The organism is Streptomyces sp. DSM 118878, assembly GCF_052936595.1.
On record NZ_CP193622.1, the window covers coordinates 455,793 to 476,504 of the forward strand.

21 protein-coding genes are annotated in these 20,712 nt (G+C 70.2%); 16 read left to right on the forward strand and 5 right to left on the reverse strand.

From position 1 onward, the window contains the following. Positions 1 to 56: 56 nt before the first annotated feature. From ACRAKF_RS01920 to ACRAKF_RS01960, 9 genes are all read left to right on the forward strand, one after another. The gene (locus ACRAKF_RS01920; protein ID WP_447034929.1) at positions 57 to 1,352 is read left to right on the forward strand and encodes an ATP-binding protein; all 1,296 of its coding nucleotides are present in this window, start codon (positions 57 to 59) and stop codon (positions 1,350 to 1,352) included. Then, positions 1,349 to 1,765, forward strand: coding sequence for a roadblock/LC7 domain-containing protein (locus ACRAKF_RS01925; RefSeq protein WP_447034930.1), 417 nt, complete (start codon positions 1,349 to 1,351; stop codon positions 1,763 to 1,765). The genes ACRAKF_RS01920 and ACRAKF_RS01925 overlap by 4 nt, the downstream gene beginning before the upstream one ends. Continuing rightward, entirely contained in the window at positions 1,762 to 2,118 is a 357-nt protein-coding gene (locus ACRAKF_RS01930) for a DUF742 domain-containing protein (protein WP_447034931.1), read from the forward strand. The genes ACRAKF_RS01925 and ACRAKF_RS01930 overlap by 4 nt, the downstream gene beginning before the upstream one ends. Next, entirely contained in the window at positions 2,054 to 2,704 is a 651-nt protein-coding gene (locus tag ACRAKF_RS01935) for a GTP-binding protein (protein ID WP_447034932.1), read from the forward strand. Before ACRAKF_RS01930 ends, ACRAKF_RS01935 begins: the two co-directional genes overlap by 65 nt. Next, complete coding sequence (locus tag ACRAKF_RS01940) at positions 2,701 to 3,909, forward strand: cytochrome P450 (RefSeq protein ID WP_447034934.1); 1,209 nt, start codon at positions 2,701 to 2,703, stop codon at positions 3,907 to 3,909. The genes ACRAKF_RS01935 and ACRAKF_RS01940 overlap by 4 nt, the downstream gene beginning before the upstream one ends. 15 nt (positions 3,910 to 3,924) lie before the next feature. Beyond that, entirely contained in the window at positions 3,925 to 5,160 is a 1,236-nt protein-coding gene (locus ACRAKF_RS01945) for a cytochrome P450 family protein (RefSeq protein WP_447034936.1), read from the forward strand. Positions 5,161 to 5,304: 144 nt separating this feature from the next. Further along, on the forward strand, positions 5,305 to 5,655 hold the full coding sequence (locus ACRAKF_RS01950) for an STAS domain-containing protein (protein ID WP_447034937.1): 351 nt from the start codon (positions 5,305 to 5,307) through the stop codon (positions 5,653 to 5,655). A gap of 113 nt (positions 5,656 to 5,768) precedes the next feature. Then, positions 5,769 to 6,032, forward strand: coding sequence for a GlsB/YeaQ/YmgE family stress response membrane protein (locus tag ACRAKF_RS01955; RefSeq protein ID WP_447034939.1), 264 nt, complete (start codon positions 5,769 to 5,771; stop codon positions 6,030 to 6,032). Between the two features lie 67 nt (positions 6,033 to 6,099). Next, a complete protein-coding gene (locus ACRAKF_RS01960) occupies positions 6,100 to 6,837 on the forward strand; it encodes a GNAT family N-acetyltransferase (protein WP_447034940.1) in 738 nt (245 codons plus the stop codon). Between the two features lie 34 nt (positions 6,838 to 6,871). Here the strand turns inward: ACRAKF_RS01960 and ACRAKF_RS01965 are convergent, their stop codons facing one another. Beyond that, positions 6,872 to 7,693, reverse strand: a complete 822-nt coding sequence (locus tag ACRAKF_RS01965; RefSeq protein WP_447034942.1) for an NAD(P)H-binding protein — start codon at positions 7,691 to 7,693, stop codon at positions 6,872 to 6,874. A 93-nt stretch (positions 7,694 to 7,786) separates the two neighbouring features. Here ACRAKF_RS01965 and ACRAKF_RS01970 point away from each other — a divergent pair, with 93 nt between their 5' ends. Continuing rightward, positions 7,787 to 8,206: a winged helix-turn-helix transcriptional regulator gene (locus ACRAKF_RS01970; RefSeq protein WP_447034943.1), complete on the forward strand. Its 420-nt coding sequence runs from the start codon at positions 7,787 to 7,789 to the stop codon at positions 8,204 to 8,206. 240 nt (positions 8,207 to 8,446) lie between these two features. Further along, positions 8,447 to 8,983 carry a hypothetical protein gene (locus ACRAKF_RS01975; RefSeq protein WP_447034944.1) on the forward strand — a complete coding sequence of 179 codons (537 nt, stop codon included), beginning with the start codon at positions 8,447 to 8,449 and terminating at the stop codon, positions 8,981 to 8,983. 24 nt (positions 8,984 to 9,007) lie between these two features. Here the strand turns inward: ACRAKF_RS01975 and ACRAKF_RS01980 are convergent, their stop codons facing one another. Beyond that, a complete protein-coding gene (locus ACRAKF_RS01980; protein WP_447034945.1) occupies positions 9,008 to 9,490 on the reverse strand; it encodes an NUDIX domain-containing protein in 483 nt (160 codons plus the stop codon). 84 nt (positions 9,491 to 9,574) lie between these two features. Next, positions 9,575 to 10,159, reverse strand: coding sequence for a helix-turn-helix domain-containing protein (locus ACRAKF_RS01985; RefSeq protein WP_447034946.1), 585 nt, complete (start codon positions 10,157 to 10,159; stop codon positions 9,575 to 9,577). Between the two features lie 151 nt (positions 10,160 to 10,310). Here ACRAKF_RS01985 and ACRAKF_RS01990 point away from each other — a divergent pair, with 151 nt between their 5' ends. The 3 genes from ACRAKF_RS01990 (at position 10,311) to ACRAKF_RS02000 (ending at position 12,630) form a co-directional block, all read left to right on the forward strand. Then, positions 10,311 to 11,147, forward strand: coding sequence for an EamA family transporter (locus ACRAKF_RS01990; RefSeq protein ID WP_447034948.1), 837 nt, complete (start codon positions 10,311 to 10,313; stop codon positions 11,145 to 11,147). A gap of 55 nt (positions 11,148 to 11,202) precedes the next feature. Next, the gene (locus ACRAKF_RS01995) at positions 11,203 to 11,853 is read left to right on the forward strand and encodes an FMN-binding negative transcriptional regulator (RefSeq protein ID WP_447034950.1); all 651 of its coding nucleotides are present in this window, start codon (positions 11,203 to 11,205) and stop codon (positions 11,851 to 11,853) included. A gap of 90 nt (positions 11,854 to 11,943) precedes the next feature. Beyond that, positions 11,944 to 12,630 (forward strand): B3/B4 domain-containing protein, encoded by a 687-nt coding sequence (locus ACRAKF_RS02000; protein ID WP_447034952.1) that lies wholly within the window; start codon positions 11,944 to 11,946, stop codon positions 12,628 to 12,630. Positions 12,631 to 12,655: 25 nt separating this feature from the next. On the opposite strand, the gene ACRAKF_RS02005 is transcribed toward ACRAKF_RS02000, so the two are convergent. Next, on the reverse strand, positions 12,656 to 13,663 hold the full coding sequence (locus tag ACRAKF_RS02005; protein ID WP_447034953.1) for a LacI family DNA-binding transcriptional regulator: 1,008 nt from the start codon (positions 13,661 to 13,663) through the stop codon (positions 12,656 to 12,658). A gap of 98 nt (positions 13,664 to 13,761) precedes the next feature. Next, positions 13,762 to 18,045 carry a discoidin domain-containing protein gene (locus tag ACRAKF_RS02010; protein WP_447034954.1) on the reverse strand — a complete coding sequence of 1,428 codons (4,284 nt, stop codon included), beginning with the start codon at positions 18,043 to 18,045 and terminating at the stop codon, positions 13,762 to 13,764. A gap of 331 nt (positions 18,046 to 18,376) precedes the next feature. Between ACRAKF_RS02010 and ACRAKF_RS02015 the strand changes: the two genes are divergently transcribed. After that, entirely contained in the window at positions 18,377 to 19,744 is a 1,368-nt protein-coding gene (locus ACRAKF_RS02015; protein ID WP_447034955.1) for an ABC transporter substrate-binding protein, read from the forward strand. Positions 19,745 to 19,749: 5 nt separating this feature from the next. Then, positions 19,750 to 20,709 (forward strand): carbohydrate ABC transporter permease, encoded by a 960-nt coding sequence (locus ACRAKF_RS02020; protein WP_447041758.1) that lies wholly within the window; start codon positions 19,750 to 19,752, stop codon positions 20,707 to 20,709. Positions 20,710 to 20,712 lie beyond the last annotated feature (3 nt).

Here is a 20,712-nt window from a genome sequence, read left to right on the forward strand (position 1 = left end):
CCCGTTCGGTCGGCGGCGTCGGCTGCTCCGCCCCCGATGAACCTGTAGAGGACGTGATGACAGACCTGGTACAGGCCACGACCGTACTGCCCTCAGTTCTGGCCCTGGCCGCCGGAGGTGCGGCCTGGCGGTTCTGGGACCAGTGCAGAGGCGAGCGCGCCGAGAACAGCCGCCTCCGTGGAGACGCCGAGGAGATCGCCGGGCAGCAGCGCGCCGCGGAGGTCGCCCTGGCACAGCTCGCCGGCGGGGTGATTCCCCGCCTCGGGGCCGAGGCGGAGCGTTCGGGCGCCGGCCATGGTGTCGACCTCGAACTGCCCGATGCCCTGGTGGGCACGGTGCTCGCGCAACGGCTGACGGAGCTGGCCGACTCCGCGGCACACACCGTGCGCGAGGTGCGGTACGACGCGCGGGAGCAGACCGCACGCGCGCGGCAGGCCGCCGAGGAGTCCAGCCGCGCGGCGGTGCGTGCCGTCTCCTCCGCGATGGTCGGCATGGCGTCGAAGCTGAGCCAGCGGGTCAGCCAGGGCGTGCGGCGCCACGAGGGCGACGAGGCGTACGAGACGCTGGTCGGCATCGACCACCCCACTCAGCAGATGCTGCTGGTGGCCCAGAACTACGTGGTCCTGTCGGGAGGCAAGCTGTCGCGCCGCTGGCCGGCGACCCCGATGACCGATGTGGTGCGGGCGGCCATGGGGAGCATCGAGGAGTACGAGCGGGTCGAGCACCAGGAGCTCGCCGTCACGGTGACCAGCCGGGCCGTGGGACCCGTCGTGCACGCCCTCGCGGTCCTCCTGGACAACGCGGTGCGCTACTCCCCCTCCTCCTCCCGGGTGCACGTGGCCTTCCAGGAGGGCCACCACGGGGTCTCGGTCATCGTGGACGACGCCGGTCTGCGCATGAACGAGGAGCAGTTGACGTGGGCCAGGGAGATCCTGACCGGTGAGCGGCGCGACGACATCAACCAGCTCGGCGCGCACCCGCAGACCGGTTTGCGGGCGGCCGCGGCCCTGGCCGGCGACTACGGGTTCCGCATCGACCTGGAGGCCCCGAACCCCTTCGGCGGCACCCGTGTGTACATGTTCATCCCCAAGAGCCTGCTGACCACACCCGCCGCGCCCAGGCCCACTCCGCCGCCGGCCGGCGAACCGGCCCCCGCGAGGCGCACCACCGCCGGCGGGCTGACCATCCGGTCACGGAAGGCCCCGGCCGCGGGCGGGCGGACACCGGCGTCCGCCTCCGAGAGCCCGGCGGTGGCGCCCGGGCGCCCCTCCATCGCCGCCGCCTGGGCGAGGGGGACGCGCAGCGCCCGTACCGAAGACCCGACCACCACGCACGAAGGAGCCCGACCGTGACCACCGGCAACGAACTTGGCTGGCTGCTCGACCGATCACTGGGGTCGGTCGAGGGTGTCCGGCACGCGGTGCTCATGAGCTCCGACGGTCTGCTGCACTCCCGTACGTCCGGCATCGGGCAGGACGACGCGGAGAAGTTCGCCGCGATCACCGCGGCCGTCCGCGCCGCCGCGCTCGCCTACGACGAGGAGACCGGCGGCGGTGGCACCCGGCAGGCGCTGATCGAGCTGACCAACCACGTCGGCCTGATCACCCAGGCCGGGGGCAACACCATGCTGTCGGTGCAGACGACGGGGCCCGACGCCGACATCGGCCTGATCACCCATCACATGCTGGAGCTGGCCCAGCGCGTCGGCCATGAGATGAAGGTCGCCGCGCGGCAGCCTTCCGGGCCCGGCCCGCTGACGACGTGAGCGGACCGCGGCGAGACCCGGATCTGGTCAGGCCGTACGTCCGTACCGACGGACGGGTCCACGCCGACCCGGATGTACGCCTGGAGACCGTGGTGCTCGCCGCGAACGGCTCCGGGGACGGACTGGGGGCGGACACCCGGCGGGTGATGGGTCTGTTCGCCCACTCCGCCGGCGGCGGTCTGGCGGTCGCGGACATCGCGGCCGCCCTGGAGTTCCCTCCCTCCACGGTGCGCATCCTCGTCTCCGCGCTCATCGACCAAGGCCTGTTGACCCGCCCGGTCGCCGCCGATGACGGCCGACCCGAAACCGATCTGCTCCAGGAGGTACTGCGTGGTCTCCGCGCCCTCGTCTGACGGCCTCATCTACGTGCCTCCCGGCGTGACCCGGACCGCGAAGATCGTGATCTCGGGGAGCTTCGGCGTCGGCAAGACGACGTTCGTGGGCAGCGTCTCCCAGGTCCCGCCGCTGCGCATGGAGGAGCGGATCACGGAGGCCAGCGCGGGGGTGGACGACCTGGCACGCACCCCGCGCAAGACGACCACGACCGTCGGCATGGACTTCGGGCGGCTGCACCTGAGCGACGCTCTCGTGCTGTACCTGTTCGGCACCCCGGGCCAGGGCCGCTTCCGTCCCATGTGGGCGGGGCTCACCGAGGGTGCGCTCGGGGCGCTCGTCCTGGTCGACACCCGCAATCTGGAGGCCTCCTTCGAGATCCTCGCGCTGCACGAGGAGCAGGGCACGCCGTACGTGGTGGCGGTCAACCTGTTCGACGGGGCCCCGCGCTACGACCTGGACGAGATCCGTCAGGCCCTCGACCTGGCCCCGCACACGCCGTTGACGACGTGTGACGCGCGGGACAGCACCTCCAGCGTCCTGGCCCTGATCACCCTCTGCGAGTACCTGACCGACCTGCACGCACCCTTGGAGCCCTGCCCGTGACCAGCCCGACCACGACCGAGGCGGCGTCCGAGCGCCGGGTCGCCCTGTACGAGCCCGGGTTCGCGGCCGACCCGCATACGGCGTACGCGAAGATGCGGGCGGAGTTCGGTCCTTTCGTCCCGGTGGACCTCGTCCCCGGGGTCCCCGCGACACTCGTCATCGGCTACGCCCAGGCCCGGCGCATCCTCAACGACCCCTTGCGGTTTCCGGCCGATCCGCGGGTGTGGGAGCAGACCGTTCCCGAGACCTGCCCGGTCCGCCCGATGATGGAGTACCGGCCCAACGCGCTGCGCTCGACCGGTCCCGCGCACACGCGCTACCGGTCGGCGAACACCGCCGCGATCAACGCCGTCGACCAGCACGGACTCCGTACGCTGGTCGAGCAGGTCACCGATGCCACCATCGGCGAATTCAGCGGGGCCGGCGAGGCCGATCTGCTGACCCAGTACTCCTGGCCCATCGCCTTCCGCGTCCTGAGCGCGCTGCTCGGCTGTCCGGACGAGACGGGCCGCCGCATCGCCGACGGCATGGCCAGGATCTTCGAGGGAACCGACGCCGCGGGCGGCAACGAGATCCTCGGGCAGGCCGTCGCCGACCTGGTGGGTCTGCGCCACCGGCAGCCCGGTGACGACATCACCTCACGGCTCCTCGCGCACGACGCGGCCCTCGACGACGTCGAGATGGCCCACCAGCTCGTCACGCTCTACGGCGCCGGCATCGAGCCCCTGACCAACCTCATGGCCAACACCATCCTGAAGATCCTCACCGACGACCAGTTCTCCGGGGACCTGCACGCGGGCGGCTCCTCGGTGCGCGAGGCGCTCGACACGGTGCTCTACCTCGACCCGCCCATGGCGAACTACTGCATCAGCTATCCGCCGCACCCGGTCGACGTCGACGGGTTCCTGCTGCCCGCGCACGAGCCCGTCGTCATCTCGATGGCCGGCTGCAACAACGACCCGGCCCTCGGCGACCGGCGCACCGCCGGCAACCGTGCCCACCTGGCCTGGAGCACAGGACCGCACGCCTGCCCCGCACGACCGCACGCCTACCTCATCGCCGAGACGGCCATCACCCACCTGCTCGACGCGCTGCCCGAGATGGACCTCGCCACCGCCCCCGAGGAACTGCGCTGGCGCCCCGGCCCCTTCCACCGGGCGCTGGCAGCCCTGCCCGTCCTGTTCCCCACCGTCGCATCCGTCTGAAGGGACACCTCCACCATGGCCCTGTCCACCCGGCCCATCGTTCTGGACCCCACCGGGGCCCGCGCCCACGAGGAGCACCGCGAGCTGCGCGCGCACGGTCAGGCCGCCCGCGTCGACATCCTGGGCGTGACCGCCTGGTCCGTCACCGACCCCGCCCTGCTCAAGGAGCTGCTGACCAGCCCCGACGTCTCCAAGGACGCCCGTGCCCACTGGCCGGACTTCGCCGAGACGGTCCAGCGGTGGCCGCTGGCCCTGTGGATCGCGGTGGAGAACATGTTCACCGCCTACGGAGCCGACCACCGGCGGCTGCGGCGCACGGTCGCGCCCGCCTTCAGCCACCGCCGCATCAGCGCGCTCCAGCAGGACATAGACACCGTCGTCACCGACATCCTCGACCGCCTCGACGCCCTGCCGCCCGGCGAGACCGTCGATCTGCGCGAGCAGCTCGCCTTCCCGCTGCCCATCGCGGTCATCAGCCGGCTCATGGGCGTACCGGCCGAGCAGCGGGACGCCTTCCGCCGGGTCGTCGACGGCGTCTTCGACACCACCCTGACCGCCGAGCAGTCCGAGGCCAACACCAAGGCGCTGTACGAAGCCCTCCACCGGCTCATCGCCGCCAAGCGCGCCGAGCCCGGCGACGACATGACGTCGCTGCTGATCACCTCGCGGGACGAGGACGAGGAGGGCGGCCTGTCGGAGGAGGAACTCCGCGACACCCTGCTGCTGATGATCAGCGCCGGTTACGAGACCACCGGCAACGTCATCGACCAGGCGATCACCCAACTGCTCAGCCACCCCGAACAGCTCGCGCTGCTCAGGTCCGGCGAGGCCGACTGGGCGGACGCCGTCGAGGAGACCCTGCGCCTCGAACCGGCCGCCCGGCATCTGCCCCTGCGGTTCGCGGTGACCGACATCGCCTTGCCCGGCGGCCAGACCATCGCCAAGGGCGAGGCGATCCTCGCCTCCTACGCGGCCGCCAACCGGCACCCCGACTGGCACGGCGAGACCGCGGACGCCTTCGACATCACCCGCGCCTCCAAGGAACACCTCGCCTTCGGCCACGGCGTCCACTTCTGCCTCGGGGCCCCGCTCGCCCGCCTTGAGGTCATCGCGGCCCTGCGGCTGCTCTTCGAGCGCTTCCCGCAGCTGGAACTCGCCGTGCCCGCGGCCGAACTGCTGCCCCTCGGCTCCCTGATCAGCAACGGTCACCAGTCCCTGCCGGTCCGCCTCAGGCCCGCCACCGCCGCCTGAAGACGTCCATCGGGCCATGCGACACCTTTTCGTCGGCCGAAGACGGGCCTACTCTGCGAAGGGAACCGCAAGAACCGGCCATTGCCCCTCCCGAGGGAGCACATGCGGCCGGAGCCCCGCCCACGATGTACCGGAACGGGCCACATGACGGGCACGTACGACACCTTCGACCCGCACCAACGGCTGACCATCGAGGAAGCACCCGCCGAGCGGCATCGCGTACTGCTCCGGCTCGGCGGGGAGCTCGACTTCGCCACGGTCCCCACGCTCTGCGGCACGGTCGTGGACCTGATGGCCGACGGGCACCGGCACCTGCGCCTGAACCTGTCCGCGATCACGTGGTGCGACAACGCCAGCCTCTACACCTTGCTCGGCATCCGCAGCGCGCTCGAAAACGCCGACGGCAGCCTCGCCCTCATCGAGGCCAGCCCCGCCGTCCGCCGAGCCCTCGACCGCACGGGCCTCTCGCCCCGCCTGCCCGTCACCCGGAACTAGGCACGGGCGAGCAGGATCCTTTACGGGATGACTGCCTCGGCGAAGTCGGGGAACTCGTACATCTACAGTTCTGTAGAATACTTTGTGGACGAGTCGCAGAGGAAGGCAGCAGCATGGAGATCTCAGGGATCATCACCGCGATCGTGATCGGTATCGTCATCGGAATCCTGGGGCGCCTCGTCCTGCCGGGCCGGCAGCGCATCGGCGTGCTGTGGACCATCGCGGTCGGCATCATCGCCGCCCTCGTCGGCACGGCCATCGCCGGAGCCCTGGACGTCGCGGACACCAAGGGCGTCGACTGGATCGAACTCGCCATCCAGATCGGCCTTGCCGCCGTCGGCGTCGCCGGCCTGGAGCGGCTCAAGGGCCGCCGCTGACCGCGCGGGCGGCCGGCGGATGGATCCCGCTGCCGTCGCAGCGGGCGGGGATGGAAAGATCTGCCGGATGAACAGTGATACCGCAGTCCTCGCCAACCCGGTGACCGAGTCGCTGCTCGGGCCGCACGCGCACCTGGGCCGACAGCTCGGGCAGGCGGCCACGTACCTGCCGGGCGTCTCGACCTTCTGCGCACTGCCGGCCGAGCCCGACGCCCAGGACTGGTCCGACCTGGCGAAGCTGCTCGGGCCCGGCGGCTTCGCCGACATGTTCAGCAGCCCGGCGCTCCCGCCGCCGGGCTGGGAGCCCGTCTTCACACTGGAGGGCCGGCAGATGCTCTGGCCCGACGGCCCGCCACTCGCCGGCCCACCACCGGCGGCGGCGGCCGACAGCGCGATAGCCGACAGCGCGATAGCCGACTCGACGGTCGTCGAGTTGGGGCCGGACGACGTGTCCGAGATGCTCGACCTCGTCGCGCTCGCCCAACCGGGGCCGTTCGGACCCCGCACCCGCGAACTGGGCGCCTACCTCGGCATCCGCGCGCAAGGGCGCCTCGTGGCGATGGCGGGCGAGCGGCTGCGGCCCCCGGGGTTCACCGAGATCAGTGCCGTGTGCACGGCCCCCGAGGCGCGCGGCCAGGGGCACGCCGCCCGTCTGGTGCGTGCGTTGGTCGACCGCGTCCTGTCCCGAGGCGAACGGCCGTTCCTGCACGTGGCCGAGGCGAACACCGGCGCCATCGCTCTCTACGAGCGGCTCGGCTTCGAGAGCAGCAAGGACGTGACCTTCCGCGGCTTCCGGACGCCTTGAGGCTCCTGGACGCGTTGAGGCTGCTGGACTCCTCCTATGCCGCCCGGCCGCCGACCGCGGCGACGTACGCGTCGAGGGCGGAACGCGGTGTACGGCCGAGCAGGGCCCGCAAGGAGCCGCGGTCGTCGAGGGACGTGCCGTCGAGGAAGCCCCCGGCTATCGCCGAGTACGTGCTCAGGAGCATCGGCACCTGGAACGGCAGCGCGTGACCGGCGCCGCTGATCGCCTCGCGGGCCATGGCGAGCGTGCCGGGTTCGTACGAGCCGCCGATCGCCGCGGCCAACTCGGCGCCGCCCAGGGCGCGTTCACCGACCAGTTCGTACGTGCGGCCCTCGTGGTCAGCGGGGGCCGAGGCCACGCGTGCCGCCACCTCGGCCAGGTCCTCCCGCGCGACGGCGGCCAGGCGCCCCGTGCCCAGCGGTGCGGCTATGACCCCATCGGGGCCGGGCGCGGCGATGGCGGCGAGGAACTCGGCGTACAGGCCGTTGCGCAGGATCGTCCACTTGAGCGAGGAGGCACGCAGCATGCGCTCGGTCACGCGGTGAGCGAGCGCGTAGGTGAGGTGGTCGCCGTCACCGGCCAGGCTGGTGTAGACGACGTGCCGCACACCCGCCTTCTCGGCGGCGGAGATCACGGCCCCGTGCCGGGCGGCGACGACGTCGTCCTCGGCTGCCCCGGCGGAGATCATGAGAAGGGTGCCGACGCCGGTGAAGTCGAGGGACGCCGGGTCGTCGAAGTCGATGCGGCGGCCCCCCGAGGTGGGCCCGCGGGAGCCGACGACGACGTCGTCGCGGCCGGAGAGGCGGGCGGTGATGAGCGTACCGAGGGCGCCGGAGGCGCCGGTGATCATGAGCATGGGAAGCTTCCTGGTAGGCCTTGGGCCGGTTGGGCTTGGTCGACGTACGACCATGGTGATCCGCGGCGCGCGGCCGCGTAAGGAGGCACTCTGATGTCAGCAGGGCACACGGCGGTAACCACCGCGGGCGCCGCCGAGCCGGTGATCCGCTGCGAGACCCCGCAGGACGAGTGCGGGGTGCGTGACGTCCTCGACCGCCTCGGCGACAAGTGGTCCGTATACGTCGTGGTCGAACTCGCCTCAGGGGTCCGGCGGTTCAAGGAACTTCAGCGCAGGATTCCGGGCGGCATCTCGCAGCGCATGCTCACCGTCACCGTGCGCCGCCTGGAGCGCGACGGCCTGGTCAAGCGCACGGTGTACCCGACGATCCCGCCGCAGGTCGAGTACGAACTGACGGAGCTGGGCCATAGCCTCACCCACCTCATCAAGGCCCTCACCGACTGGTCGATCGGCCACCGCCCGGCCATCACCGCGGCGCGTGAGGCCTACGACGACGCGGCGGCCACGGTGTGACCCTCTCGCGGCGGCGCTGAGGTCACGCGCGTCCGCGGCCGGCAACAGGCTTTGCTTCGTTCGCCCGACGAACCCACGTGCCATGCCGGCCCGGAATCACACCGCGTCGGCACGTTGACACCAAGGCACCCGGCCGATGGCGTCGTGCCGCGGGCTGTCCGCTCGGACGACTCGTCCCCAGAGGTGTCGGCGCCGATGGACATAATGCGATCTGTGTACCTGAGTCCGGAGGAGGAACCCGTGTCTTCACCTTGTGACCCTGAGAACGCCCCCGCCGGCGACGTCGGCGGGGCGCTCATGATGGTCGACTCCCGGCTCAAGAGCGTTCACAGCGACAAGGCCGAGACCGATCCCGTGCAACAGGCGCTGAGCGATCAGTTCACCGCGTCGCTGGACCACGAGGGGATCACCGATCTCCTGGACGGCACGTGCACGCTCATCTATATGTACATGGTCTGGCTGCGCCAGGTGCACGAGAGCCAGGACAAGGACGTCATCGAATACGTGGTGCCGAGCCTCGTGGCGACGATGCGCAGGATGCCCAAGAGCATCCGTCCCGAGGCCATTCCCACCATGGCCGGCCTCGTCGTCGCCGCGGGCATGGGCCTGAGCCCGAATCTGTGGCGGCTCCAGTACGGGGACTGGACCGGGAAGGAGATGAACTCCTTGGAGGCCACCGCCTTCCTGCTCGCGGACCACATCAACCGCGTCACCGCCGACCCGGACTTCGCCACCCGCCTGATCACGGAGGCGATGTCCCTCTCCGAGGAACCCTGAGACGCGGCGCCCCACACGAAGACCTCACCGTCTTCCACTCCCCCTCCGACGGTGAACCACCGTCTCGGCCAAGGCATCGAGCACTGCCAGGAGTTGTGGTGGTTCTACCGGGTCCGGCAGGGTCTTGAGCTTCGACCGCTCGGTCCAGGTGTGCGAGTGCAGGTCGGCCCGCTCTTCGGGTAACAGTCCGGTCCGCAGCAGTGGCGGCTGCTCCACGGCGAAGTGGGCGACGAAGAACAGCTCCGTGCCGACGTGCCGCTTGCCCTTCCAGCGGACGTCACGGTCGACGGGTACCGACCGGTCCAGCACTGCTGCCGGGTCCAGGCCGGTCTCCTCGGCGAGTTCGCGTCGTGCCGCCGCGAGGGGTGTCTCGCCGGGCTCGATGCCGCCACCAGGCGGCTCCCACAGATAGTTGCCCTCGACCGGATCCCGCCACCGCAGAAGCAGCAACCGGTCGGCGGCGTCCAGGCAGAGGACTCGTACGGCGGGTCGATGTGTCGTCTCCACCAGGGGGACGGTATGCCGTACCGCAGGACACGGAAAGGGGCCCACGCCGCACTGTTCGGCGTGCGCTCACCGGCGGCCGCGGTGTCAGGCCGTCGGTGCGGGGGGCGGGGGGATGTGGACCGTCATGATCAGGTGGCAGGGGCCGGTGCCCGCACCGCGGTAGCCGTGGGGGGCGTCGCCGTCGAAGGTCGCGGTCTGGCCGGCCTCGACGGCATGCTCGGTGCCGTCGACGATCAGCGTCATCCGGCCGTACGTGACGCTGACGGTCTCCACGACTCCGGCCTGGTGGGGGTGGCTGGGGTACTCCTCGCCGGGCTCCAGGCTCCAGCGCCAGACCTCGACCGGGGCCGGTCCCGAGGTGGTCAGCATGAGGCGGGCCTCGCCGCCCCGCTCACCGGCCCACAAGGGCATGACGTCGTCGACGGACACCACCCGCACACGCCCCTCCGCCGACCCTTCCATCAGGGCGGACACCGAGACGCCGAGGGTGTCGGCGAGCCGGACGAGCGTGGCGAAGTTCGGATTGCCCTGCGCCCTCTCCAGGCCGACCAGGGCGCCCTTGCTGACCTTGGCACGCCGGCCCAGCTCGTCGAGGGACAGGCCCGCGCGCGTACGGGCGGCTCTGACGTTGTGCGCGAGCGTGCGCAGGGCTGCCTCTGCCTCGGGCACCTGATCACCTTTCCTCAGCATGAGCTCCGGCATTCGCAGACTGCGAGGTACTGGAATGTACCGCCCGGTCATTTGGTTGACAGCGGGCGGTCGGTTCATTGTACGGTCGAGTCGTTCCATTGTGACAGTTGGGGAAGTTTAGGAAAGTACTGTGATCGCTCTGCTGCTGGCCCTGGGCAGCTCTCTCGCCTACGGGTGCGCCGACTTCCTCGGCGGCCTCGGTGCCCGCAAGGCCCACGTACTGCGCACGGTGATGGTCGCCGCCCCCGCCAGTCTCGCGGTCGAGCTGCTGCTGTGGCCCGTCCTCGGCGCCTCGTTCAGTCCGGCCGCCGTCGCGTGGGGCGTGTCCTCCGGAGTCGCCTCCGCCGCCGCGTTCGTCCTGCTCTACAGGACACTCGCGATCGGCCCCATGAACGTGCTCTCCCCGGTCACCGCGCTGGTGTCGGCCGCGCTGCCGGTCACGGTCGGCCTCCTCCAGGGCGAGCACCTGGGGCCGATGGCGCTGTTCGGCCTGCCGCTCGCACTCGTGGCGGTGGTCCTCGTCAGCGCCGGCCACGGCGCCCGGTCGTCACGTCCGTCACGCACCGCTCTGCTGCTGGCCTTCGGAGCGGGCGCGGCCATCGCCCTACAGCTCGTCTGCCTGCACCAGGCCCCCTCCGACAGCGGCGTCGCCCCGCTGATCATCGGCAGGGCGGTCTCCTCCGCCGTCACCCTGGCCGCGGCCGGAGTGATGTACCGCCGGCTCGGCCCGGAGAAGCCGGCGTACGCGATCTCGGCGGCCGCCGGTGTCCTGGACTCCCTGGCGAACCTGCTGTTCCTGCTCGCCGCCCGCAGCGGTGACCTCACCGTCGTCGCCGTGATCACCGCGCTCTATCCGGCCGGCACCGTCCTGCTGGCCCGCGGCGTGCTCGCCGAGCGCGTCCACCGCGGCCAGCTCGTCGGCCTGGGCGCCGCCGCCGTCGCCGTAAGCCTCCTCGCCCTCACCTGAGCCCCGGCCACACCTCGATCACGCCCCTCACCATCGCACCCGCCAGGAGACCCGCATGTTCATCCAGCCCTGGGACACGAGCCTGGACGACGCCGAGTGGCAGACCTGGATCGCCGAAGGCCACGACTTCGGCGTCCTGAGCGTCAACGGCCTGCCCGGCCGATCCCCCGTCACCGTTCCCACCCACTTCACCGGCGGCGACGCGGGTCACCTGCTGATCCACCTCGCCCGGCCCAACCCGGTGTGGAAGGCGATCGAGCACGACCCGCACGTCACCTTCACCGTCATCGGCGACTACGCCTTCATCCCCGGCCCCTGGCGCGCCAAGGACGGCACCCCGCCCGTCGACGGCGTCCCCACCAGCTACTACGCAGCCGTCCAGTTCACCTGCCACGCCCACATCGTCGACGAGCCCGAAGCCAAGGCGGAACTGCTGCGCCGCCAGCTCGCCCACTTCCAGCCCGACGGCGACCACGCCCCCGTCACCGTGGACCAGCCCCCGTACGGCCGGATGCTGCCGGGCATCCGCGGCCTGCGCCTGGACGTCACCGACGTACGGGCCAAGTTCAAGTACGACGACCACAAGCCGGTCGAGCAGCGAGCCGGCATCGCCGACCGCCTCGCCGACCGCGGCCAGGGGCTCGACACGCCCGCCGCGGGCCAGCAGCGCCGCCGCCTGGACCGCATCGGCCCCTGGAAGGCTTGACCCCACCCCACCCCACCCCACCCCACCGCACCGACGCCGGCCGAACGCCGCGCTCCGCCCACCCCACGTACAGGAACTGAGCCTTCTCCCATGACCTTCCGCATCGGCCCCGCCGTCACCGAAGCCTTCCCCGACACCCGCATCGCCGTGGTCACCGCCACCGGGCTGCGCGGCCACGAGCCGTGGCCCGCCACCGCCGCCGCCGTCCAGGACCTGGAGCGGCAGCTCACCGACGGCGCCTGGCAGCCGGCCGACGAGACCGATCCGCGCATCGAGGCGTGGCACACCGCCTACCGCTCCTTCGGCACCAATCCTCGCCGCATCCGGCCCAGCGTCGACGCGCTCGGCCGCCGCATGGCCAAGAAGGGCGCCCTGCCGCGGATCAACCCGGCCGTCGACTCGTACAACACCGTCTCCGTCCGGCACGCCCTGCCCGCCGGCGCCTTCGACCTCGACCAGGTCACCGGCGACATCGACATCCGGTACGCGGACGGCACCGAGGAGTTCACCCCTCTCGGCGAGCCGGACACCGTCGAGAACCCCAAGCCCGGCGAGATCATCTACGTGGACGCCACCGGTGTCCTGACCCGCCACTGGAACCACCGCGACGCCCACCGCACCCGGGTCACCGAGGACTCGGCCCACGTCGCCTTCGTCCTGGAGACCCTGCACGCCGGCCGCGACGGCCACCTCCTCGAAGCCGCCGCGAACGAACTGCTGGACCTGCTCGCCCCGCACGCCGCGCAGACCGCCGTCCAGTACCTCGGCGCCGAGTGACCTGCGGACCTGGCAGGCCCTGAGTTCAGGAGGGCAGTTGCGCCGTGGATCCGCGGACGACCAGTTCCGGTTCGAAGAGCAGCTCACCGGGGTGGGTCTGCGTGCCCCGGATCTGGGCGCAGAGCAGGTCGACCGCCGCGCGGCCCATCGCCTCGATGGGCTGCCGAACCGTCGACAGCGGTGGCTCCGTGCAGGTCATGAAGGCCGAGTCGTCGAAGCCGACCACGGATACGTCGGCGGGGACGGAGAGTCCCCGCCGGCGCGCCGCCCTGATCGCTCCGAGGGCGATCGGGTCGCTGCCGCACACGATGCCGGTGACGCCGCGCCGCAGGAGACGGGAAGCTGCGGCCTGCCCGCCCTCCAGGGAGAAGATCGACCGCTCGACATGCTCGTCGGGCAGCTCCATGCCCGCGGCCTCCGCCACGCCCCGGGCGGCTTCGAGCTTGCGGCGTGAGGGCACGTGGTCGGAGGGGCCGAGCACCAGGCCGATCCGCTCGTGGCCGAGCGAGGCGAGGTGACGCCACGCCTGTTCGACGGCGACGGCGTCGTCACACGCGACGCAGGGGAAGTCGAGGCCGTCGATCGACGCGTTGATCAGGACGACCGGGATGTTGCGCTCCGCAAGCTGACGGTAGTGGTCGTGCGGCGCGTCGGCCTCGGCGAAGAGGCCTCCGGCGAAGATGACGCCCGAGACGTGCTGTTGGAGCAGGAGGTCCACGTAGTCGGCCTCCGAGACCCCGCCCCTGGTCTGGGTGCACAGCACGGGTGTGAGGCCCTGCTGTGCGAGTGCGCCGCCGATGACCTCGGCGAACGCGGGAAAGATGGGGTTCTGCAACTCGGGCAGCACCAGGCCGACCAGGCGGGCGCGTTCGCCCCGCAGCTGCGTCGGGCGCTCGTAGCCGAGGACGTCCAGCGCCGTCAGCACGGACTGTCGGGTCGCGGCGGAGACACCGGGTTTGTCATTGAGGACGCGGCTGACCGTGGCCTCGCTGACCCCCACCTTCTTCGCAACTTGAGCAAGTCGTCGCGTCATGGGCGCAAGAATAGCGCAAGGCTACGCAAACGAGTTTCGTTCGGGGAGCGGGTTCCGTGCACGGCCGCCCGCAATACGGACGGACGGCCGTGCCGGCGCTATGGCTGCGTCGTCAGTGTGAACGTGGACGTGTCGTTCTTGACGTTCTGCCCGTTGCCGCTGAACTCGGGCCGTACGAAGGTGGCTTCACCGACGGCCGGGCCCTGGCCCGCCTCCGGCATCTCGTTGACGTAGATGCCGATCGGCGCCCCCGAGATGGAGACGTCCGTGAAGATGGTGTCCTTCACCGGGAATTCCGGGTTGCCTCCCGTGTACTTCGTCTGGAACATCACCCCGTGGTACGTGGGGTCGATGATGTCGACGTTGTTCACCCGGATTCCCTGGAAGACCTTGGAGGCGGAGAACGCCCAGATGGCGGGGAAGTCCTGCCCCTTCCAGAAGGCGCCGCCCGCCCGCTCGATCGTGATGTTCTCGAAGGTGGTCGGATCCTTCCCGAAACCGTTCATCGGGTAGTTGAAGTCCAGGGAACTGATGGTGATCCCCGAGTAGACCAGGGTGTCGGCTATGCGGATGTTGCGGAAGGTGTTGTTGTAGCCGCCGTAGACGGCCACGCCCGCCGCGCGCCAGGTCAGGAGCGTGGTCAGGTTCTCGTAGACGTTGTTCTTCATGTCCGCGCCCCCGGCGTCGATCGCCGAGAAGAGGGCGAAGCTGTCGTCTCCGGTGGCCCGCGCCTCGTTGTTGCTGACCAGGTTGTCCGTGCTGCCGTTGGTCATGTTGACGCCGTCGGCGAACATGTCGCGGATCCGCGAGTTCTTGATGGTCATGCGGTCCGTGTTGGCGCCCCAGTAGAGGCACACCATGTGTTCGTTCCAGATGTCGTCGATGGTGATGTCGGAGACGTTCTGGAAGTCGAATACCTTGCCGGGGCCGTCGATGCGGGACGTGTAGTTGCCGAAGTAGGCGAAGCCCGAGAAGGACGAGCCCTTCGCACTCGCCTCCGCACGGAACCCGATGTCCGTGTTCTCCTGGGTCTTCGGTGCGTGGAAACGGGTGTACCAGGGCCCGGCACCGACCACCTCGACGGCCTTGCCGTAGACCTGGAACTTGCTGCTCGTCTCGTAGTCACCGGCCGGGAGGTAGACGCCCGTCAGCTTTCCGCTCGTGTCCATGCGGACCTGGTCCAGGGCGTTCTGCACGTCCTGGTGGGCGAAACCGGCGGGCACGACGTACGAGCCCGGGTCGGGGTTGGCCTTCGGCGCGACCTGCTCCAGGTCGACGAAGTCGATGGCGTAGCGGGAGGTGTTGGCGCTGTCCTTCTGGAGCTTGATCTTGCTGCCCGCCTTGACCGTCCCGCCGAGCATCACGTTCGCCTCGTCGTAGATGTGCCGGGCCGGGCCCGCGCCGGGCGAGTTGCCGGGGGCGGCCTCGTCCCCGTACAGCCAGGCGTACTTGGAGGTGAGGTCGATCGCCTTGCGGAAGGTGCCGTCGACGTAGATGTTCAGGGTCGCCTCGGTGCCGCCGCCGCCCGGTGCGTCCGGGATGGAGAAGCGGGTGACCAGGGTGTTGGTGTCCTGCTTGGCGGTGAACTCGACCGACTCACCCGTCGAGTCGAGCGTGACGGCCTTGCGGCCCGAGGCCTCGCCCGCGAGGTCGCCGACGGTGCGGTTGGGTCCGACGGTCTTCGCGCCGCCGGCGAGGACGCCGTCCTCCGCCTCGTAGGTGTCGTAGGGCATGTCGGCGCCTCGGCCGACGAAGAGCGAACGGGTGCTGGTGTTGTTCTCGCGCTTGACCGGCAGCTCGTTGGCGTCGTCGGCGATGACCGTCCTGACCGTGAAGCGGCCGCCCGCGGCCGTCCAGGTGCCGAGCTTGACCGGTGCCGTGGTGTCACCCGCGCCGATCGTGCCGTTGTGCTCACCGGTCAGGGTCTTCACCGTGTCACCCTTGTCGTCCCGCACGAGGAGGGTGATGCCGTGGGCACCGGACGCGGACGCCTTCGTGCCCTGGTTCTTGATCGCGACGCTGAAGGTGACGTCCTTGCCCTTGGTGGGCGCGGACGGCGTCCAGCTCACCGGTGAGGCCACCAGATCGGAGGAGTCCACCGGCTTGACGATCAGGGGGTCGGGGCTGGTGAAGGTGTTGTTGCCCTCGTCCTGCTCGATCACCTCGTTCTTCGTGTCGACTTCGACGCTGAGCGGGTACGAGCCTGCGGGGCGCACGCCGGCCTTGGTGCTCACCGTCGTCGACTCGCCGGCGCCGAGCGCGCCCACGGTCGCCGTGCCGGCCTTGTCGCCGCCGAGGCGGAAGACGGCGTCGGTGGCCGTCGAGGCCTCGCTGCCGCGGTTGCGGACCGTCGCGGTCAGCGTCAGCTCGTCGGTCTCGGTCGGCGTCTGTGGCGCGTACGACAGCTTGGTGATCTCCAGGTCCGGGTTGGCCGCCGGGGCGCCAAGGACCTGGAACTCCGCCACCTGCCCCGCCGTGGCCCCGCTGTTGGCGGTGAAACGCAGCCGCACGTCGGCGGCCTTGCCGGAGACCGGGATGGTGACGGTGTTCTGGTTGCCGGACGGGCTGAAGGTGTACTCCTCGGCCGCCGCCAGGGAGGTGAAGTCGTCGGCTTTCTGCTCGCGGCCGAGGACCTGCACGGTCTGGGTGCGCGGGCTCCAGCCCGCGTCAGGGTTGAGCTTGACGACGACCGCGTCGACGTCGGCGTTGGCTCCGAGCTTGACGGTGAGGGTGTTGGGGTAGCTGTTCGCGGCGCCTTCCCAGTAGGTGGACGTCCGGCCGTCGTTGGCGTTCTCGGCGACATAGGTGTGGATCACCGAGGAGGCCGTGATGGGTTTGCCCTCGGCCAGGTTCTTGTTGCCGCTGCCCGGCCGGGTCACGGTGTTGCTGTGCGCCGAGACGTTGCCCGCAGCGTCACGGGCCCGCACCGAGTAGGTGACCGTGTCCTGCGCCGAGCGGGTGTCGGTGTATGTCGTCACGTCCCCGGCCAGGGACTTCAGGACCTTGCCCTCGGCGTACACGTCGTACGCGGTGACCTTCACGTTGTCGTTCGAGGCGCCCCAGGTCAGTCTGGTGCCACCGCTCGACGGCTGGGTGTAGGCGAGGTTCGTCGGCGCGGTCGGGGCCTGGGTGTCGCCGTTGTCGCCCTTGCGGGTCACCGAGTTGCTGTTGGCCGAGGCGTTGCCCGCCGCGTCGCGGGCCCGTACGAAGTAGGTGACGTCGGCGCCCGCGGGCTGGGTGTCGGTGTACGTACGCACGTCACCGGCGACGCTGGTGCGCAGCTCGCCGTTGGCGTACACGTCGTAGGCCGTCACGCCCTTGTCGTCCTCGGACGCGTCCCAGGTGAGTTTGGCCTGGCCCGGCTCGGGTTCGGTGAGGGCCAGGTTCTCGGGCGCGGTGGGTGCTCGGGTGTCGCCGCCCGCCGGGCCGTAGATCTCCAGCTCGGAGAGCTGTCCGGCGGGTTGTGAGGTGTTGGCGCTGATCAGGACGCGGACGTAGCGGGTGGTGACCCCGTCGAAGGAGAGCGTCGCGGAGTGCTCGGTGGCCGCGGTGAACGCGTGCTCCTTCGACGCGGTCAGATCGGTGAAGTCCGAGCCGTTCGTGCTGCCCTGGACCTTCAGGGTCTGGGTACGGCCGCTCCAGCCGTCGGGCAGCCGCAGCACCACCTCGTCGATCCGCCGGGACGTGCCGAGGTCGGCCTGGATCCACTGGGGCAGCTTGTCGTTGTCGCTCTCCCAGTAGCTGTCGCGGTTGCCGTCGTTGGCGTTGGCCGCGGTGTACGTCTGCGTGTGACTGCCCGCCTTGAGGGTCTTGCCGAGCGCCAGGTTCACCGAGGCGTCGGCGGCGGCGTGCACCTGGAGTTCGGCGAGCTGGGCGGCGGGCCAGCCGGTGTTGGCGGTGACGTGCACCCGGATGTGCCGGGTCTGCGCGGCAGGGAAGCGGACCGTGACCGTGTTGCCCGTGCCGGGTCCGAAGGAGTGCGCGGCCGAGGCAGCGAGGGTGCTGAAGCTGTCGCCGTCCGCGCTGCCCTGCACGGAGAGGGTCTGCTTACGGGTTTCCCAGGCGGGCGGCAGCCGGAGGACCACCTCGTCGACGCGGGTGGCGCGGCCGAGGTCGACCTGCACCCACTGCGGCAGGTTCGAGGAGGCGCTCTCCCAGTACGAGCCGGGATTGCCATCGGTGATCTGCCCGGCGGAATGGCCGGCCTCGGCGCTGCTCGCCTTGGCCGGTCTGCCCGCGGCCAGGTCGGGGCCGCCCGCGGCCATGGCGGGCAGCGCGGGCAGGCCCAGCAGGAGCAGGCTCGCGGTGAGCGCGGCGGCGAACGGCCGCCACCACCGGTGGGATCTTCGGGCGGCGCCCACGGCGTCTCTGATGCGTTGCATGGCTCTTGTGACTCCTTCGCTCTCATGTCACGCAGGATTTCGCGTTGGAGAGTGGGAGAATTGCAGAGTTCTGTCGAGATGACTACAGAGGGCGCGGAAGTCGTGACCGGCCCCCTGTAAGGCCCCGTACGGCCCCGCAGCACCACGCATCGCGGTTCACCGGCCCGATTCAGCAGGTCGTGACGGTTCAAGTGGGGTGCTCATCACGGCACTTCAATGTCTGAGCTGTTTTTTGCGGACTTCGTACAAGTTATTGCGCGCATGGTTGCGGCGGTGGTTATGTATGCGCCGCACCCACAGCACGACAGCACGACCCGGAGGGGGTCCCCCGATGTCATCCACGAGCAGCCGTGCGTTCGCGCTCGCCACAGCCGCCGTTCTCGCGCTGGTTCCGTTGTCCGCCTGCGGCACCAGCAGCGACGGAGCCGAACCGGATTCCGGCGGCAAGGTGACGCTCGACGTCAACGGGCAGCCGCCCAAGACCCAGGCCTTCGAGCGCGAGCTCTTCGACAAGCACGTGCAGCAGTTCGAGAAGGCTCATCCGGACATCGACATCGTGCCCCACGAGGGGTTCATGGACCCGAAGACCTTCAACGCCAAGCTGGCCGGCGGAAAGCTGGAGGACGTCTTCTACGTCTACTTCACCGACACCCGGTCCCTGATCGAGAAGAAGCAGGCGGCGGACATCACCGACGCCGTCAAGGACATGCCGCGCCGCGGCGACATCCAGGACCCGTTGATGAAGATCTTCCAGGACGACAAGGGCCGGCAGTACGGCCTGCCGACGTCGAACTACTCGATGGGCCTGATCTACAACCGCGCCCTGTTCGAGAAGGCGGGCCTCGACCCCGACCAGGCGCCCAAGACCTGGGCGGACGTCCGCAAGGCGGCCAAGAAGATCGCCGGCCTCGGCGACAACACGGTGGGCTACGCCGACTTCTCCAAGAACAACCAGGGCGGCTGGCACTTCACCGCGGAGCTGTACTCCCGCGGCGGCCGGGTCGCGACCGAGAGCGGCGGCGAGTGGAAGGCGGCTTTCAACACCCCCGAGGGCAAGGCCACCTTCCAGGACCTGTACGACATGCGCTGGAAGGACGACTCGATGGGCAGCAAGCAACTGCTCCAGGTCGAGGACGTCCAGCGCATGATGGGCTCGGGCAAACTCGGCATGTACGTCTCGGCGGCCGACAACATCACCGTCATCGCCAAGCAGTTCGGCGGCACGTACAAGGACTACGCTCTCGCGCCCGTGCCGGACGCGAAGGGCACGCTGCTCGGCGGCGAGGGCTACATGATCAACCCCAAGGCGTCCCCGGCGAAGATCAAGGCCGGCGTCGAGTGGATCCAGTGGCGCTACCTCAACCCCGAGCTGATCGAGAAGAACGTCGCCGACTACGCCGAGGCCGATCTGCCGGTGGGCATCCCGATGCCCACGGTCCCCGACATCTTCGAGGGCTCGGTCCGCGACCGGATCGAGAAGGTCAAGAAGGAGAACGCCAACATGCCGACCGGCAACTACCAGGCGTTCATGGACTCCGCGCCGAACGTGCCAGGGGTGATCGAGCCGCCCAAGGCCCAGGAGGTCTACGCGGTGCTCGACTCGGCGATGCAGTCCGTCCTCACCAAGAAGGGCACCGACATCGACGCGCTTCTCGACGACGCCGAGAAGAAGGTCAACGCGATCTACAGCGCCTCCTGATGAGCATGCCGCTCAAGACGTCACCCCGTACACCGCCCCGGCCCGCGTCCGCGCGGCCGTCGTCCCCCGCCGCCGCAGGGGGGCGGCGGGCGGCCCGGCGCCGTGCGCTGCGCGAGCACCTGACGGCGTACGGGTTCCTCTGTGCCGCCGTGGTGATCTTCGCGCTGTTCTCGTGGTGGCCGATCATCCGCAATGTGTTCCTCGGCTTCCAGGAGGTCAACTTCGCCACGGGGAACACCTGGACCGGCCTCGACAACTTCCGGAAGCTGTTCGACGACCCGCTGTTCCTCACCGCCTGGAGGAACACCGGCCTGTTCACCCTGTACGCGCTGGTGCTCGGCTTCGCGGTGCCGTTCCTGACCGCGGTGCTCCTGAACGAGTTCCGGCACGCCCGGGCGTACTTCCGGGTCCTGGTCTATCTGCCCGTGATGCTGCCGCCCGTGGTGGTGGCGCTGATGTGGAAGTGGTTCTACGACCCGGGCCCTGGGCTGCTCAACGAGATCCTGCGGACGCTGCACCTGCCGATCTCGGCCTGGCTGGACTCCTCGTCCACCGCGCTGATCTCCCTGGTCATCGTCTCGACGTGGGCCAACATGGGCACCACGACCCTGATCTACCTGGCCGCGCTCCAGACCATCCCCGGCGAGCTGTACGAGGCCGCGGAGCTGGACGGCGCCAACGTGTGGCAGCGGCTGCGCCACGTCACCATCCCTCAGACCCGGTTCGTGCTGCTCGTCCTGCTGCTGCTCCAGATCGTCGCGACGATGCAGGTGTTCACCGAGCCGTACGTGATGACCGGCGGCGGCCCGGAGGACTCCACGGTGACCGTCATGTTCCTGGTCTACCGCTACGCCTTCGTCTACAACGACTTCGGCACCGCCAGCGCGCTGAGCCTGCTGCTCCTGATCGTCCTTGCCGCCTTCTCCGCCCTCTACCTGCGGGTCACCCGCGCCGCGAAGGAGTGAGGG